This is a genomic window from Dyadobacter sediminis (assembly GCF_005860765.1).
Lineage (GTDB): Bacteria > Bacteroidota > Bacteroidia > Cytophagales > Spirosomataceae > Dyadobacter > Dyadobacter sediminis.
Genome location: NZ_VCEI01000011.1, coordinates 319870 through 334727, shown reverse-complemented (window position 1 = coordinate 334727; position 14858 = coordinate 319870). Strand labels below are relative to the sequence as shown.

The 14858-nt window shown below is 45.9% G+C and carries 11 protein-coding genes, 1 other RNA gene and 2 pseudogenes; 7 read left to right on the top strand and 7 right to left on the bottom strand.

Going from position 1 to position 14858, the window contains the following annotated elements:
- Positions 1 to 80 precede the first annotated feature (80 nt).
- A pseudogene (locus FEM55_RS02410) lies at positions 81 to 990 on the top strand (integrase core domain-containing protein).
- A gap of 78 nt (positions 991 to 1068) precedes the next feature.
- Here the strand turns inward: FEM55_RS02410 and FEM55_RS25495 are convergent.
- Both FEM55_RS25495 and ssrA read right to left on the bottom strand, forming a co-directional pair.
- Positions 1069 to 1179, bottom strand: a pseudogene (locus FEM55_RS25495) (hypothetical protein); the annotation flags it as partial.
- 251 nt (positions 1180 to 1430) lie between these two features.
- Positions 1431 to 1802, bottom strand: a transfer-messenger RNA (tmRNA) gene (gene ssrA / locus FEM55_RS02405).
- 500 nt (positions 1803 to 2302) lie between these two features.
- Here ssrA and hemF point away from each other — a divergent pair.
- Complete coding sequence (hemF, locus tag FEM55_RS02400; protein WP_138279715.1) at positions 2303 to 3223, top strand: oxygen-dependent coproporphyrinogen oxidase; 921 nt, start codon at positions 2303 to 2305, stop codon at positions 3221 to 3223.
- 36 nt (positions 3224 to 3259) lie between these two features.
- Here hemF and FEM55_RS02395 read toward each other — a convergent pair whose 3' ends face one another.
- On the bottom strand, positions 3260 to 4345 hold the full coding sequence (locus FEM55_RS02395) for an o-succinylbenzoate synthase (RefSeq protein ID WP_138279714.1): 1086 nt from the start codon (positions 4343 to 4345) through the stop codon (positions 3260 to 3262).
- A gap of 68 nt (positions 4346 to 4413) precedes the next feature.
- Here FEM55_RS02395 and lpxK point away from each other — a divergent pair, with 68 nt between their 5' ends.
- From lpxK to FEM55_RS24840, 5 genes are all read left to right on the top strand, one after another.
- The gene (lpxK, locus tag FEM55_RS02390) at positions 4414 to 5466 is read left to right on the top strand and encodes a tetraacyldisaccharide 4'-kinase (protein ID WP_138279713.1); all 1053 of its coding nucleotides are present in this window, start codon (positions 4414 to 4416) and stop codon (positions 5464 to 5466) included.
- A gap of 10 nt (positions 5467 to 5476) precedes the next feature.
- The gene (locus FEM55_RS02385) at positions 5477 to 7462 is read left to right on the top strand and encodes a putative porin (RefSeq protein WP_138279712.1); all 1986 of its coding nucleotides are present in this window, start codon (positions 5477 to 5479) and stop codon (positions 7460 to 7462) included.
- Between the two features lie 18 nt (positions 7463 to 7480).
- Positions 7481 to 8080, top strand: a complete 600-nt coding sequence (locus FEM55_RS02380) for a MiaE family protein (RefSeq protein ID WP_138279711.1) — start codon at positions 7481 to 7483, stop codon at positions 8078 to 8080.
- An 18-nt stretch (positions 8081 to 8098) separates the two neighbouring features.
- Positions 8099 to 11005 carry a PD-(D/E)XK nuclease family protein gene (locus FEM55_RS02375; RefSeq protein ID WP_138279710.1) on the top strand — a complete coding sequence of 969 codons (2907 nt, stop codon included), beginning with the start codon at positions 8099 to 8101 and terminating at the stop codon, positions 11003 to 11005.
- Positions 11006 to 11084: 79 nt separating this feature from the next.
- Positions 11085 to 11228, top strand: a complete 144-nt coding sequence (locus FEM55_RS24840) for a hypothetical protein (RefSeq protein WP_171036439.1) — start codon at positions 11085 to 11087, stop codon at positions 11226 to 11228.
- Positions 11229 to 11357: 129 nt separating this feature from the next.
- On the opposite strand, the gene FEM55_RS02370 is transcribed toward FEM55_RS24840, so the two are convergent.
- From FEM55_RS02370 to FEM55_RS02355, 4 genes are all read right to left on the bottom strand, one after another.
- Positions 11358 to 11834 carry a hypothetical protein gene (locus FEM55_RS02370; RefSeq protein ID WP_138279709.1) on the bottom strand — a complete coding sequence of 159 codons (477 nt, stop codon included), beginning with the start codon at positions 11832 to 11834 and terminating at the stop codon, positions 11358 to 11360.
- Positions 11835 to 11976: 142 nt separating this feature from the next.
- A complete protein-coding gene (locus FEM55_RS02365) occupies positions 11977 to 12930 on the bottom strand; it encodes a threonine ammonia-lyase (protein WP_138279708.1) in 954 nt (317 codons plus the stop codon).
- Positions 12931 to 13023: 93 nt separating this feature from the next.
- The gene (locus FEM55_RS02360; protein WP_138279707.1) at positions 13024 to 13911 is read right to left on the bottom strand and encodes an OmpA family protein; all 888 of its coding nucleotides are present in this window, start codon (positions 13909 to 13911) and stop codon (positions 13024 to 13026) included.
- 184 nt (positions 13912 to 14095) lie between these two features.
- Positions 14096 to 14845, bottom strand: a complete 750-nt coding sequence (locus FEM55_RS02355; protein WP_138279706.1) for a GLPGLI family protein — start codon at positions 14843 to 14845, stop codon at positions 14096 to 14098.
- Positions 14846 to 14858 lie beyond the last annotated feature (13 nt).

The window sequence follows — 14858 nt, the reverse complement described above, 5'->3', positions numbered from 1 at the left end:
AGAAAATCAGGCGATTTTGAAAACTTAACCTTCAGAAAAATCGCTTATGAAAACAACAAAATTCACGGAAGCGCAGCCGGGTGGCCGGTGCCATCATTTTTGCGCTTCGGCAGGCGGACACCGGAGTACCTGTTTCAGAGGTCTGCCGTAAAATGGGAGTCAGCGAGGCGACCTACTATAATTGGAACCGCGGCGGCGGACCGCAAAAAGTATGCCGGCTTAGGTGTACCTGAGCTAAGAAAACTCCGGCAACTCGAACCGGGCCGCCGGGCGGAGGAAAACCAAAAATTGAAACAGCTTGTGGCCGAGTGGCCCGCCACCGCGGCTAAGTTTGGACAAGCAAATGTTGCAGGATGTACTCAAAAAAAAGCTCTAACAGGGCCGCCTGGCGGGCCGGCCCAGAAGCGGGTGCTGGCCGCTAGCTTAATGAAGAACTACCGGGTTGCTACCAAGCGTGCATGTTCAGTTGTTTGCTTACAAAGATCTTGTTGCCGGGCGGCCGGTGCCGTATTATAAACCGCACCGACGTGATGATACTGCTATTCGTCGTCGAATCCGGGAAATTGCACAGGTTCGGATTCGATATGGTTACCAAAGAATCCATGTTTTGCTTAGGCGTGAAGGATGGCGTGACAACCATAAACGGGTATACCGCGTGTATTGCGAGGAGGGACGGTCGCCGCGCGATTGAATCTGCGCAGCAAGCGCCCTAAGCGTAGTAGAGTTGCTTCACAGCGGCTTGACAGGCTATGATAACAGTGTCACACTTGATTTTTCCAGGCCTGGAAAGCCTACGGATAACCCGTTCATAGAATCTTTTAACGGCACCTTCAGGGCGGCCGCCGCGCGGATGAGTGTTTGAATGTACACTGGTTTTTATCCTTGGAAGATGCACAGACGAAAATTGAAAATTGGCGACAAGAGTATGACAGCTTCAGGCCACACAGCTCGCTTGGAAATCTAACCGCAGCCGCGGACGGTCCCGGATGAGGTAGGATTGCGGGTAAAAATAAGAAGAAAATAAAAGCCTGATTTTCCAGCTTTGATTGTCCAAAATTTGGGAGACCCTCATGCCCCCTTTACTTTTTGAAATTTACTGTCCCATTTTTTGGGGTCTACTGCTGCGCCCGTCGCAAACTCAGTAGCTTTTTGGCCGTCGATGGTGATTCTACAATTGAGCGGACATACGCCTGCTCAATTGGTTCTTACTTTCCGGATTACGAATCTGATCCGCATTCTGATGGAGTGGTTCACTGAAGAAATAAACATATTTTAACGAGTTAGGTTGTGATTGAGTCAAAAAAGACTACCAGCCTAAACTAGTTACTAATATGGTGGTCTTCAGAAATGGTGAGACTTATTTAACGGTAATGGCCTAAAAAGGCAAAAGCAGAGTAGTTAGCTCTGCTTCAACGCCATAGTACGGGATCTTGTGGAGATGCGGGGAGTCGAACCCCGGTCCAGAACAGGGAAACCCTGCGCCTTCTACATGCTTATCCGTGATTAGATTTTCGAGCCTGACAAGGTACACGGCGGACCCGCGTCATGGCCTTAGATACTGGTGTCTCGTTGAATTTACGCATCAATAGTTCAACCAGCGCTGCATTTCGACACCTCTGGACCCACCCGGCAGCACGTAGGATGGAGAGATGATGGCATTTGGTTAATCCTCCGGATTAAGCAGCCATGGCGTAAGTATTTTCGCCATTTATTGTTTGAGAATATTATTTCCGGGAGGTACTCTCAACTCCCGACATGCTTACACACAGAACCTCAGCCCGCTGTCAATTCCAGTCACCCCCAATTTGATACAATTTCATTTGCAAACAGTAATTTACCTGCGTTGCAAATTCATCTGCATGTAAATTTACAATTTTCGATGAAGTAAAGTTCTCTTTATTCCGAGAAAATCGCCAAAAGGTCGTTTTCTTCAAATTACCTGTTTGAATCTGAGAAACTTACATGATCTAAAATAATCCAACGCATTATACCGGAGTAACTTACTCACGACTTAAAACTTCCAAAAGCAACCTGATCCTAAAATCCATACTAAAATCTTGATGTACATGTCATTTTCGATTTCGGTGCAATCTTGATGATTGAACTTTTAAAAATCTGCTATTTATTTCATCTGAATTTAACATTTGGTTTGGCTTCAGCCAATCGTATTGGATGCCGTTAATTGTCAGCAGCATGGTGCCCCGACCCATACTTCCGTCAATACTTCTCCAATGCCTCAACCCGAAATGCATCGCCTGAACTGGAATTATAGTAAATTTAGGCTTTCACAATTACAGCTAAAATGAAGGTTGAAGATATCGAACTGAAGTTCAGGAATTTACAGGATCAGATTTGCAAGGCCATTGAAACTGAAGACGGAACAGGGCAATTCCGGGAAGATTTATGGGCGCATCATTCCGGCGGCGGCGGCAGGACCCGATTGATTCAGAAAGGAAGCGTTATTGAAAAGGGCGGCGTAAATTTTTCAAGCGTACGCGGGGAAGTGCATCCGAGGCTCAGACAACAAATGAACCTGGGCGAAAAGGATGATTTCCACTTTGCTGCAACCGGTGTTTCCATCGTCATGCATCCGCACAACCCGCGAGTCCCGATTATCCATATGAATGTCCGCTACTTCGAGCTGAATAACGGAATCTGCTGGTTCGGTGGAGGAATCGATCTTACACCGCACTATGTCGTTGAAAATGACGCCCGCTATTTTCACAATCATCTTAGAAATGTTTGCGACAAACATCATCCGGAATTTTACCCCGATTTTAAAAACTGGGCAGACGACTATTTTTACATTCCGCACCGAAATGAAACCCGCGGAATCGGCGGTATATTTTTTGATTATCTCAAACCGGACGTTCCCGGAAAAGGTCAGGGACTTTCGAAAGAAGCACTTTTTGATTTTGTCATGGAAATCGGAAACAGCTTTGCTCCTGTTTATACGCACTTCATGGCACTGCATCGAAATGATGCTTTTACTGAAAAGGAAAAACAATGGCAGTTTCTGAGACGCGGCCGCTATGTAGAATTCAACCTGGTCTGGGACCGCGGCACGAAATTCGGCCTGGAAACCAACGGAAGAACGGAATCGATTTTGATGAGCCTGCCGCCTCAGGCCAACTGGGAATACAGCTTTGAACCGGAAGATGGTTCTGAGGAACAGAAAACGCTGAACTGGCTTCGCAAGGATGTTGACTGGACAAACAGCTGATTTTCAACCCATTCAGCAATTAACCGGACTATTAATTTAATCGAATACAGGCAATTTCCAGTCCATGTTTTTGTCGTAATGTAAATGGCCGCTTCTGACGCTCAGCGGGGATGGGAAATTGTTGGTATAAAGCTGGCCGGTTCCCAAACCCTGCGGAAGTGCGTTCTGGAAAGAAGCGGTAAACTGCGCAATGGCATTCAGGCCGATGTTGGATTCCAGCGCCGATGTTATCCACCAGTCAATTTCCAGCCGGTTGGCAATTTCTATCCATTCCTTCGTTTGCTGAAAACCACCCAACAGCGTTGGTTTCAGAATAATAAAGGGCGGCATCAATTTTTTAAGCAGGGAAAATTTGTCCCGGTAATTGAAAATGCCGATCAGTTCTTCGTCCAGCGCAACCGGCACGGGCGACGTCCGGCATAACTCGCCCATCAGTTCATGCTGGCCGGCTTTTACAGGCTGTTCAATGGAATGCAGGTCAAATCCGGACAAAGTCCGGAGACGATCATTTACATCCCCTTCATCAAAGGCGCCGTTTGCATCTACTCTCAACGTTATACGCTGCTTGTCAAATCTTTTGCGTATGGATTCCAGTATGCGGCATTCCTTTTCAAATTCAATGGCGCCTACTTTCATTTTCAGCGTTGTAAATCCCCGGGCTAGCTTTTCCTCTACTTGTTCAGCCATATAATCGTGTGAACCCATCCAGATCAGTCCGTTCATCAATATGCCGCTTTGTCCGTCTGAAAAAGCGTTTTTAAACAGTTTAAGCTGTCCTTCGTTCATGATATCGAGCAAGGCCATTTCGATTCCGCAACGGACAGAAGGCAAATGCTCCGGGACAAGCTGATCAAGTATAATGTGCAGATTGAATGGATAAACATCAAGATCCAGTTCATTGAACAGGCTGCAAACGGATGCAAGCTGCAACTCGAAATCAGGCAGATCGTCCACGCTTAAACCGGGAAGCGGCCCGCATTCACCATAACCGGCCACGCCGGGTTTTTCCTGATCTGTAATCCTCAGAATCCACGATGTTTTTTGTGTAAGTACACCTCTGGAAGTGCCCGCTTCTCTGCGAAATTGAAGCAAATGCGGCTTATACACTATTTTTAACGACATGGTTTGAGGAATCAGTTTTTTTTCAGGGGCACAATATTAGATAAAAATTACGTAATTATGCATCAGGTATGAAAGAACAAATTTGGATTAAAACTGCCTTAACACCTTTTTCCGGGGTTTACGGATTTATTACCTGGCTGCGGAATATTGGTTATCGCTACACTGTTTTTTCTTCTGAAAAAGCACCTCAGTTCGTTATTTCCGTGGGCAATCTGACTGTGGGCGGTACGGGCAAAACGCCTCTTGTCGAGTACCTTGCAAAAATGCTTTCATCCCAAATCCCGACTGCAATCCTGAGCCGGGGTTACGGCCGCAAAACAAAGGGTTTCAGGTTGGCTTCGGCAAGCAGCAATGCTTCTGAAATCGGCGACGAACCCATGCAGTATTTTACCAAGTTTTATCCTGAAATCGTGGTGGCCGTGTGCGAAGACCGGCTAGTTGGAGCCGCCCGGATCGCGGAACAATTTCCGGAAACCAAATTGCTTTTGCTTGATGACGCCTTTCAGCATCAGCGTATTATCCGCGATGTCAACTTGCTATTGTGTGATTACAACCGGCCTTTTTATGAAGATCTGCCTTTTCCCGCCGGAAGACTCCGGGAAGGAAGAAGCGGCGCAAAAAGGGCCGACGCCATTATTGTGACAAAATGCCCTCCTGCCCTCTCTGAAGATGAAAAAGCATTTATCCGAAGCAAAATCCAAGTTTACGGAAAGCCCGACAATCCCGTTTTCTTTGCCTTTACCGATTATGCAGCGCCGTTGAACTACACCGGCGGGAAAGTGGCGTTAAAGAAAGTTAAAATGGTTGCGGGAATTGCTAATCCCGAACCGTTCCGTGCATATCTTGACAGCCATTTCAACGTTATAGATCAAGTGGTTTTTCCCGACCATTATCATTACGGTTCAAACGATGTGGAAGAGATTATTAAGTACTTAAAAAACGATACTTTTGTGGTTACGACTGAAAAGGATATGGTGAAATTAAAGCCGTTGGCGGAACGGTCTGGACAAGCGTCGCGCTTTGCCTACATTCCTGTTACGGTTAATTTCGGAAATGATACGGCTCTGTTTAACCAATGGATTACACAAAAGACCGCCGGATTAATTGAAACGGCTGAATGATAATGCCTCTATGAGAATTGCTTTATATCTGTTAACCTGTGTTGTATGCAGCTTTTTCCTTTTTACACCTCATGCAAGTGCACAGGTTAGATTACCCGGCGGAATGCAGATGCCCGGTGGCGGTGGCGGCGGTTCCGGTGGTGGCGGCGGACAAGGCGGCGCCATTCTGGACGACAGTACCAAAAATATTTACGGACCTGCGACAACGCTTCATTTCTATGAAAACGACATTCTGAATAACCGGGATTCAGTACGCTACCGCGTGGATACCAGTCTCACCAATTTTCACCGCTGGACACCGCTGGACCGTTCATGGGGAAAACTGGTGGATCTCGGCAATACGGTTACGGCTACACGGAACCTGTTTTTTCAGCCCCGGGAAGACATCGGTACGCAGCTTGGCTTCCGCGCTTATGATGCTTATGCCATCAAACAGGATGAAGTCCAGTACGTGGATACGCGATCGCAGCATACCGAACTGAATTTTATTTCGGGTGGTAAAAAAACTTCACTCGGCAGTTTTGCCTATACGCAGAACGTGCATTCCCGTTTCAATTTCGGCCTGCGTGTACAGCGGCTTACTTCCAATAAACAGTACGGGTTTGTCAATACGCTGAATTCAGGTGCTTTTCTGGGACAGAACTGGACGCTGCTTTTGCATACCAGTTTTTTTTCCAAAGACAAAAAGTACCTTATCCTTGCGCATTACCGCCATATGAATCAAAAAGTGCGCGAACAGGGCGGCGTCATTCCAAATGTCGGTGCAGACGGGATTGTTGAGGATTTTTCCTACGACGGCGCAGCCCGGACGAGCGATGATGCCAATTCCTGGGAAAGACGCCATGTTTTTCACATTTACCAGCAGTACAGGCTTGCAAACGGGTTCCAGCTCTTTCAGCAGGCCGATTATCAAAGTGTGATCAACCGCTTTACGGATCTGGACATTTCACGCGGGGTTGAAAAGCTGGTTTATCCGGTATCAAGGTTTACTTCCGACAGCACAAGGCAGGATATTTATTACAAACTGGTCGATAACAAAGTCGGTATCAAAGGATATTATTCCGGCTTCAATTATCGTGCTTACGTACGGCAGCGGTTGTACGGCATGCGTGCGGCCAGTCAGCTTGCGAATGAAATCGGAAAACCGACTGCGACTTACCGGACAGGATTAAGATTTGATAACATTATCGGTGCATGGGCGGGTTATTATCTGAAAGATTCCCTGCAGTATCTCACGGCAGAAGCAGAGCTCAATCTGGCGAAAAATGTAGAATACCGGCTGAAAGGCGAATTAAACACGCGGTGGGGAAAGGCAGGTTTCCAGAGCATACAAACTGCGCCGGATCTGCTTGTACAGCGTTATTTCGGCAATCATTTTGCGTGGAGAACCAATTTGGACCCGACAAAAGTACAGACGGTTTATGCTTCGCTGCCTCTGAAAACCAGCAAGATCAACTTCGTTCCCGAAATTCAGATTCATCAGGTTAATGATTATATTTACTATGATACTTCGGCGGTGCCGAAGCAGCTGAATTCCGGTTTCAGGTTACTGCGGGTTGGTTTTAATTCCGGCATTCATTTAAAAAGATGGAACTTCACCACCATGGGTTATCTCACGCTGAACGACAACAGCGATGTGCTGCGCATCCCGACTTATTTTGCAAGCGGAGAAGTCACGTTTGATTTTACATATGCCAAAGTACTGTTCATTCAGCTCGGACTTGCTGCACGATACCGTTCTGCCTATTTTGCTGATGCCTACATGCCTGTAACACAGCAATTCCATCTGCAGAACGAAACACGGCTGGAACAGAACGTAGTCATTGACGGTTTTGCCAATGTGCGGATCAAGCGTGTGCGACTGTTTTTCAAAATGTCTTATCTGAATCAGGGCGGTCAGTTCGGGGTGTTTCCGAAAGGATATTACGTTACGCCGAATTATCTCGGACTTGCGCGTGCATTTTCTTTCGGCGTCAACTGGCCGATGTTTGATTAACTGCTTATTTCCAAAGTCATGCAAGTGCCTCTCACCACATTAGGTCTGGAATTGCCTACTGATCCGCGTTGGACCAATATCGCAGCCATGCAGATCGGCGATATACTGATCGATCATGCTTATTGTGAGCAGAAAGCAGCTTCCAGCTGCATAACGCTCATTGTTCATTATCCCGAAAAAGCAAAAATGGTGGAAGTGCTTACACCGATTGTAGCGGAAGAATGGGGCCATTTTCAGCGCGTTTTAAAAGAACTGAAAAAAAGAAATATCCCGCTCGGACGCCAGCGAAAGGATGTATATGTCGGTGAACTGCTGAAACTGGTCCGGAACAAAGGCGATTATGAAGCTGCATTTCTGGACAAGCTACTGATTTGCGGCCTGATCGAAGCCCGAAGCTGCGAACGTTTCAAGCTGCTTTCGGAATCACTGGAAGATGAAGGTCTAAAGAAATTTTACCGCGAACTGATGATTTCAGAAGCGGGCCATTACCGCACGTTTATTGAACTGGCTGAACATTACATACCGGTTGCGGAGGTGAGAAAACGCTGGAAAGAGCTGCTTCATGCCGAAGCAGCCATTATAAAATCCATGACACCGAGAGGTGACCGGATCCATTAACAAACTATCTATTAAAGAATGCAATCCTTTCTTAATCTCGTTGCAAGACGTATTCTGGACAACCATCAATCGCTGGAAAGGGTCAGCATCGTTGTGCCTACGCGCAGAGCAGCGTTTTTTTTAATGCAGGAACTGGCCAAAGAAACCAGTGAAGCCGCCATCAGCCCGCATATCCAGGCGGTTGATGATTTCGTGGAGAGCATCTGTACGCTGGAAATCGAAGATCCTGTCCACCTGCTTTTTGACCTGTACGAAACTTTCAGGGAAATTGATCCCGAGGTGCAGTTCGACCGTTTCATGGGCTGGGCTTCGGTATTGCTGAATGACCTCGACCGAATTGACCAGTATCTTGTCAAAGCCGATTATCTGTTTGATTATTTATCCGAAGCGAATGCTATTGCGCGCTGGCAGGCCACTTTGCCGGAAGGAAAAACCTTGCAGAGCGAAGGCGGTTCCAAACAGTATTTCTCGCTTTTTGAAAATATAAAACTCGTTTATCATTCCTTCCGCAACCGCTTACTGGAAAAAGGAAAAGCCTACCGCGGCATGGCTTACCGTGAACTTGCCGAAGACGTCAACACGCTGCTGCTGGAAAGACCGGAATTTGACAAGCTGTATTTTGCAGGTTTCAATGCATTTACAGAATCGGAAAGAAGCATCGTAAGTTCGCTGGTAAAAGTCGGCAAAGCGGAGGTTTTCTGGGATTCGGATCAGTATTATATGACTGTGAACCCGGGTGTTGAAGCAGGAAAAAGCCTGCGTGACTATCAGAAAAGCCGTTTATTTGGTGAATGGAACTGGACAACGGATCATTTGCTGAGTTCGCAGAAAAACATTACGGTTTACGGCGTTCCGAATGCCACTTTACAGACTAAAGTTGCCGGACAGCTTTACCAGCAGATGAAAGCATGGGACGATCCGGAAAATCCGGTTCCTACGGCAATCGTGCTGGCAGATGAAAACCTGCTGCTTCCAATGCTTTACTCGCTGGATGAAACGGTTGTGGATCTGAATGTGACGATGGGACTTTCCATGCGTAATTCGCTGCTTTATACATTGGTCGACAGTATTTTTGAATTGCAGCAGAATGCCGTTGAGTTCCGCGGAAAAAGCGGCAAGATGATCCGGATACCGAAATTTGGTCACAAATCCATCAACAAGGTTCTGAACCATCCGTTTATCCGGCATTATGAACACGTGATGCTGCTGCCGGCAAGTACCGGGCCTACGATTATCCAGAAGACGCTCTGGGCCATTACCAGGGAAAACCAGGTTTTTCTGAGTTCGGAAGAACTGATGGATCTGAGTGAAAACCATCCGTTGTTCGAGATTTTATTTACAAACTGGCAGAAAAACAATTCCAGGCAGGTTATCAGCACATTTTATCAGCTGATCGAGTTGCTCCGCGATGTCTATAAAGACTACAAAAATGCGCTGGAAACCGAATATCTGTACCTTTTTTACACTTTGCTGAAACAGTTTGAGCAGACAATTGAGGAAAAAACGGAGCTGATTACATTAAGGACTTTGCGTTCTTTCATGTTTGAACTGATCCGGCAGACGAAAATCCCGTTCAGCGGAGAGCCTGTAAGCAATCTTCAGATTATGGGAATGCTAGAAACCCGGGCTCTTGATTTTGAACGGATTATCATTCTTTCACTGAATGAAGGCATGCTTCCGCAGGCAAAAAGGCAGAATTCGTTAATCCCGTACGATGCAGCACAGACCGTAGGTTTGCCAACGCACCAGCATCAGGAAGCAGTTATGTCCTATCATTTTTACAGACTGCTGCAGCGCGCCAGTGAAGTGCATATTCTTTATACAAGTACCAGCGATGCGCCCGGCGGAGGTGAAAAAAGCCGCTTTATCCAGCAGGTCGAATACGAACTGACGCAGTATAATCCGTTGATACAAATCGAGAACAAAGTGGTTGTACTGGAAAGCAGTCAGCAGCGGGAACTCGAGGAAGTTGTCAGGAAAGACAACGCATTGCTGGCGATCATCCGGGAATATCTTGCGAACAAAGGATTGTACCCGACGCACCTGAATGAATTCATCCGCTGTTCCATGCAATTTTACCTGAAGCATATTGTCGGCGTTCGGGAAAAGGAAGAAGTGGAAGAAGAACTGGGCATGGACAAGATCGGGACGTGGCTGCATGCGTCACTGGAACGGCTGGATCAGGAATTTTTCCTGCTGGAAAAAGATCCGTTGGAAGAAGAAATCAAAGGGGTCATGAAAGATGAATTCGACCGGCTTTTTAAAGGCTATGTGACGGATCTTGGGCTGAACCGGATTTATTTCCAGATCGGTGAACATCAGATCCTTGCGTTTTTAAAAAACCAGATGGCGCAGGTTCCGAGAAGAAAAATCCTGGCAGCCGAACAGCCGCTGAACGTCAACATCAATCTTTTCCTTCAGGGTATCGATACTCCGGTCAGAATCGGCGGGAAAATAGACCGCATCGAGCAAAGTGCAGAAGGTATACTGTACGTGATGGACTATAAGACAGGAAGCGTGGAGCTGACGGGCAGACAGAAACTGACTGACCCGTTGAAGCGCGAAGAAGTGATCCGGAAAGATCCGGACCGCAAAATGGGCTATGTCCGGCAGCTCTGGATGTACGAATATCTGATGTACAGGAAAATGCGCGATGAACAGGGCCTTAGCCTGCGCGAAACAGTCTACAACTTTGGAGATTATGCCGTCAAATCCGGTTTTTATTCGTTCCGAGATCCGAAGAACCTGATTTCCAATCCGCTGGAACTGACAGAAGGGCTGGCACCTCAGCATTTCATTGAGAAGTCTGAAACCATACTGAAAGACATCCTGAACGTCATGCTGGACCCGAATGTACCTTTTCGTAAAACCGACGATCTTGGAACCTGCAAGTTTTGTGACTTTGCGGGCATATGTGGAAGATGATCTAATTTTTCTAAAAATAAGTATACACTTTGCTAGCTAATAAGGAAAAATTGCTATTTTGTAAAAAAAAACTTACAACATGATCATTCTAGCTAAACTAACCCTTTTTACCTTATGGATCGTGACTTTCGTGATAACTTGTCTGGTCATGGGTATTGTTTTTCCTTTCGTTACGCTCTTTGACAATCTTGAAAATGTATTTGCGAGTTCTTCCGTTCAGTAGAATTCCAGCTAATTCATAAAAAAAGCGACTGAAAAATCAGTCGCTTTTTTTATGCTTTCGAGTGGCTGCTGGCTGTCTGTGAAATGCATTTATCACAATCCCCTGTTTCGGTCGGATTAAGGTATTTACTTATTTCTTTTTGAATTCGAGATATTCTTCGGAGGATGCGCCGGTTTCGGAATCAGTCAGTTTCAGCGTGATGTTGATCTGCGGAATGCCGCTGGCATTGATGACTTTGGTACTGACGCCTTCTACTTTCTGCTTTAACGGCTTTCCGTTACTTTGCTCTACATCCACGACTTCGTTGATTGTAAAGGAATCGTATGCAGTCGTTTGCACATTCACTAGGTTGTAATTCTGAACAAGCGTCAGGGTTGTTCCTGCTGCTTTTACCTCAATATTCTTGGAGTAGATAATCCTCAGCTGATTTTTAGCCGGACTCGAAACTTCCCATTCCTGCCGCGTTGAAGCGGGCCCATCAATCGTGTTTGTCCAGTAATTACCTATGAATTCCGACGTATAATCACTTTCTGGTGTCACCTCTTCCTTGTTATCCTTGCAGGAACCCATAAAAACGACTAGACTAAGAAAAATCAGCTTTTTCATATTGAAGCATTAGTAAATGGTAAAATATAATAATAAAATACAATAATAATTATTTCCAATAACGGATATTACTGCCCGTATACCTACAACTTTCACTGAAAAATTGCAACAGACGTTAATCTACTTGCCATTTCCTTATATTTCAAAAAGGAAGTTTGCCAAGGTCCACATTTCCACCCGAAATGATAATCCCGATTTTTTTACCCGCAAACTGTTCTTTATTCCTGATTACCGCTGCCAGCGAAACGGCTCCGGACGGCTCTACAACCAGTTTCATCCTTTCCCACAAGTACTGCATGGCGTTAATAATCTCTACATCAGAAACGGTAAAAATGTCCGTAACATGCTGTTTGATCAGCGGAAAAGTTTTATCGCCCAGATATGTCAGCAATCCGTCCGCAATGGTTTTGACATACGGCGCCTTTTCAATCTTATCGCTTCGGAATGACAAAACTGCATCGGCGGCGCCTTCGGGCTCGCCGGCATACACTTTCGTTTCCGGGGAAAAATAATGCGCGGCAAGTGCCGTTCCGCTCAAAAGTCCGCCGCCACCCACCGGCGCAATAATAACGTCCAGTTTCGCATCAACATCTTCAAACAGTTCCTTCGCGACGGTCGCTTGCCCGGCAATGACTTCGTAGTTGTTGAACGGATGGATGAACGCGGCACCGGTTTCATGAACAATTTGCTGGACGGTCCGCTCGCGTTCTTCAGGTGTATTTTTGCAAAAAGTGATTTCAGCACCGTAACCTTCCACAGCACGGATTTTGACAGTCGGTGAATTGTCGGGCATTACAATGTACGCCTTCGCCCCTACTCGCTTTGCCGCAAATGCAATGGCCTGCGCATGATTGCCAGATGAATGCGTTGCTATGCCGTTTTTGAGTTGTTCGGGCGACAAGGAAAGCACTGCATGGAGCGCACCGCGCGCCTTGAACGCACCGATTTTCTGCATGTTCTCACATTTGAAATAAAGCTCTGCACCGCAAAGCTCATTCAGAAAGCCGGAACTTAAAACCGGAGTGCGATGAACAAATGGTGCGATCAGCTTGTGGGCTGCTTCAATGGTTGATTGGTCTGGAACGGTTTCGGACATATTCAGGGGATTTTCTGCAAAATGCACAAAAGTATCAAAACACAAAAGCCCGCCTTGTTCAGACGGGCTTTTATAAAATATCAGCAGGACTCTTTACTTGCCGGCATTAGGCGTATAAAGATTGAAAAACTGATCCAGTTTCGGTGTAATGATGATTTCAGTACGACGGTTCAGGCTTCGGTTTGCCGGAGAATCGTTCGCCACTTTGGGTAGATATTCACCACGGCCGCCCGCGATCATACGCACCGGCTCAACGCCATATTTTTTCTGTAACGTACGTGCAACAGATGTAGCACGCAATACGCTCAGATCCCAGTTATCCGAGAATTTTTCTGTAGCAATCGGTACATTGTCCGTATGTCCTTCAATCAGGATTTCGATTTCCTTGTAATCGTTCAGGATTTTGGCAACTTTTCCAAGAACGGTTTCAGCCTGCGTATTGATTACAGAACTTCCCGAACGGAAAAGCATTTTGTCGGAAAGCGAAACATACACCACTCCTTTCTTAACTTCGATCTGTACGTCTTCGTCACTGACATCCTGCAATGAACGTTTCAGGTTCAGTACCAAAGCCATGTTCAGGGAATCCTTGCGCTGTATGCTTTGGTTAAGATCGCGGATCTGAACGCCTTGTGCATCCATCATGGCAAGTGATTTCTTGATGCTCTCCGAACCTTCCTTGCTGATTACCGAAAGGTCAGACATACGGTCCAGAAGGTTATTGTTGTTTTTCTTAAGGAACTCAACCTGATCTTCAAGTTCTTTCAATTTGGCATTTTTACTGGCAAGCTCATCATTTTTGGCTTTCAGATCATTGTTCAAACCGGCAGTTCTGCTGTCGCAATCGTTCAGGTCCGCTCTTGCTTTGTCCAGCTGGATCTGGATTTCATTAGCTTGTTTTTGGGCTGTAAGCAACTTCTTTTTACTTGCGCATGAACCGAGTACAAAAAGCATTGCAACCGCTAAAAGCGTTTTTTTCATAGTGAAAGGGTTATTAAAAATTAGACTTAAAAATGGATAATGGTACAATTACACTGATATACTAAAATATCAAGCCCAAACCTGTTCGGGTATGGACTTGTTTGAAGTCGCAAAGGTATAAAAAAAGCAAAGATCGCGGCTGACAATCCTTTTTTTTCGTATAAAATTGCAAATACAGCCTTTATTAATACGGAAGCCCGCCCCAGCCAAACGGATTACGGTGCGCCTTGATGCTGTCCCGGATGTGCATGATCATCATTTCCTCATACTTTGCTGTGTTGATCTTTTTTCCCTTTTGCTTTTTGGGCAGGTTTATGTCCTCGGTAAGGGGTTTGAGCTTGATTTCCTTTGCAGTTGTTACGATGTCACCGTCATTGATGTCCAGTTCCAAAATCACACCCGGCAGTCCTGAATAAAGCTCGGGACCGGCGGAAACCGGAATATCGTCTGCAAACCAGGCCGTTATTTTCTGTTTTTTTATGGTATCTTCTGCAATGGCCATCATGCACATATGCCCGGCCACTTCCTTGATCTTGTTCATGACTTTCCAGTTGATTTCTTGCAGCGTATCTTCCACAATGTAGGTTTTGCCGAGCATTTCAATTACATCGTTACGTTTGCCGTTTTCGAAATCGCGGTAAATTTTGTACTCGCGGTTCCTTCCGGAATAGCCGCCGCTTACATCTTCGGTTTTCGGGTAAGTATAATAACTCTGCTTTTCGTTGAAATACAGCACCATATCGTGCTTGGATTCGTCGTCATTTCCCCAAGTCAGCTTCATTCGGTCCTTTTCTTCCTGACTGATAAAGCTCAATCTGGAATAAACCTGTGTCCAGTGATAAACCTGCTCATAGCTGATTTCTCCTTCCAGTTGCTGTGCAGATACCGGGAAAAAGGAACTAACAGTCAGCAGCAGCATTACAAATAATTTCATAGCGATGGATTGG

Excerpts from the sequence above, each read along its gene's own strand:
- FEM55_RS02395 (WP_138279714.1), bottom strand. The coding sequence starts at position 4,345 with ATGTCGTTAAAAATAGTGTATAAGCCGCATTTGCTTCAATTTCGCAGA.
- FEM55_RS02365 (WP_138279708.1), bottom strand. The coding sequence starts at position 12,930 with ATGTCCGAAACCGTTCCAGACCAATCAACCATTGAAGCAGCCCACAAG.
- FEM55_RS02355 (WP_138279706.1), bottom strand. The coding sequence starts at position 14,845 with ATGAAATTATTTGTAATGCTGCTGCTGACTGTTAGTTCCTTTTTCCCG.
- lpxK (WP_138279713.1), top strand. The coding sequence starts at position 4,414 with ATGAAAGAACAAATTTGGATTAAAACTGCCTTAACACCTTTTTCCGGG.
- FEM55_RS02385 (WP_138279712.1), top strand. The coding sequence starts at position 5,477 with ATGAGAATTGCTTTATATCTGTTAACCTGTGTTGTATGCAGCTTTTTC.
- FEM55_RS02370 (WP_138279709.1), bottom strand. The coding sequence starts at position 11,834 with ATGAAAAAGCTGATTTTTCTTAGTCTAGTCGTTTTTATGGGTTCCTGC.
- FEM55_RS24840 (WP_171036439.1), top strand. The coding sequence starts at position 11,085 with ATGATCATTCTAGCTAAACTAACCCTTTTTACCTTATGGATCGTGACT.
- FEM55_RS02375 (WP_138279710.1), top strand. The coding sequence starts at position 8,099 with ATGCAATCCTTTCTTAATCTCGTTGCAAGACGTATTCTGGACAACCAT.
- hemF (WP_138279715.1), top strand. The coding sequence starts at position 2,303 with ATGAAGGTTGAAGATATCGAACTGAAGTTCAGGAATTTACAGGATCAG.
- FEM55_RS02360 (WP_138279707.1), bottom strand. The coding sequence starts at position 13,911 with ATGAAAAAAACGCTTTTAGCGGTTGCAATGCTTTTTGTACTCGGTTCA.
- FEM55_RS02380 (WP_138279711.1), top strand. The coding sequence starts at position 7,481 with ATGCAAGTGCCTCTCACCACATTAGGTCTGGAATTGCCTACTGATCCG.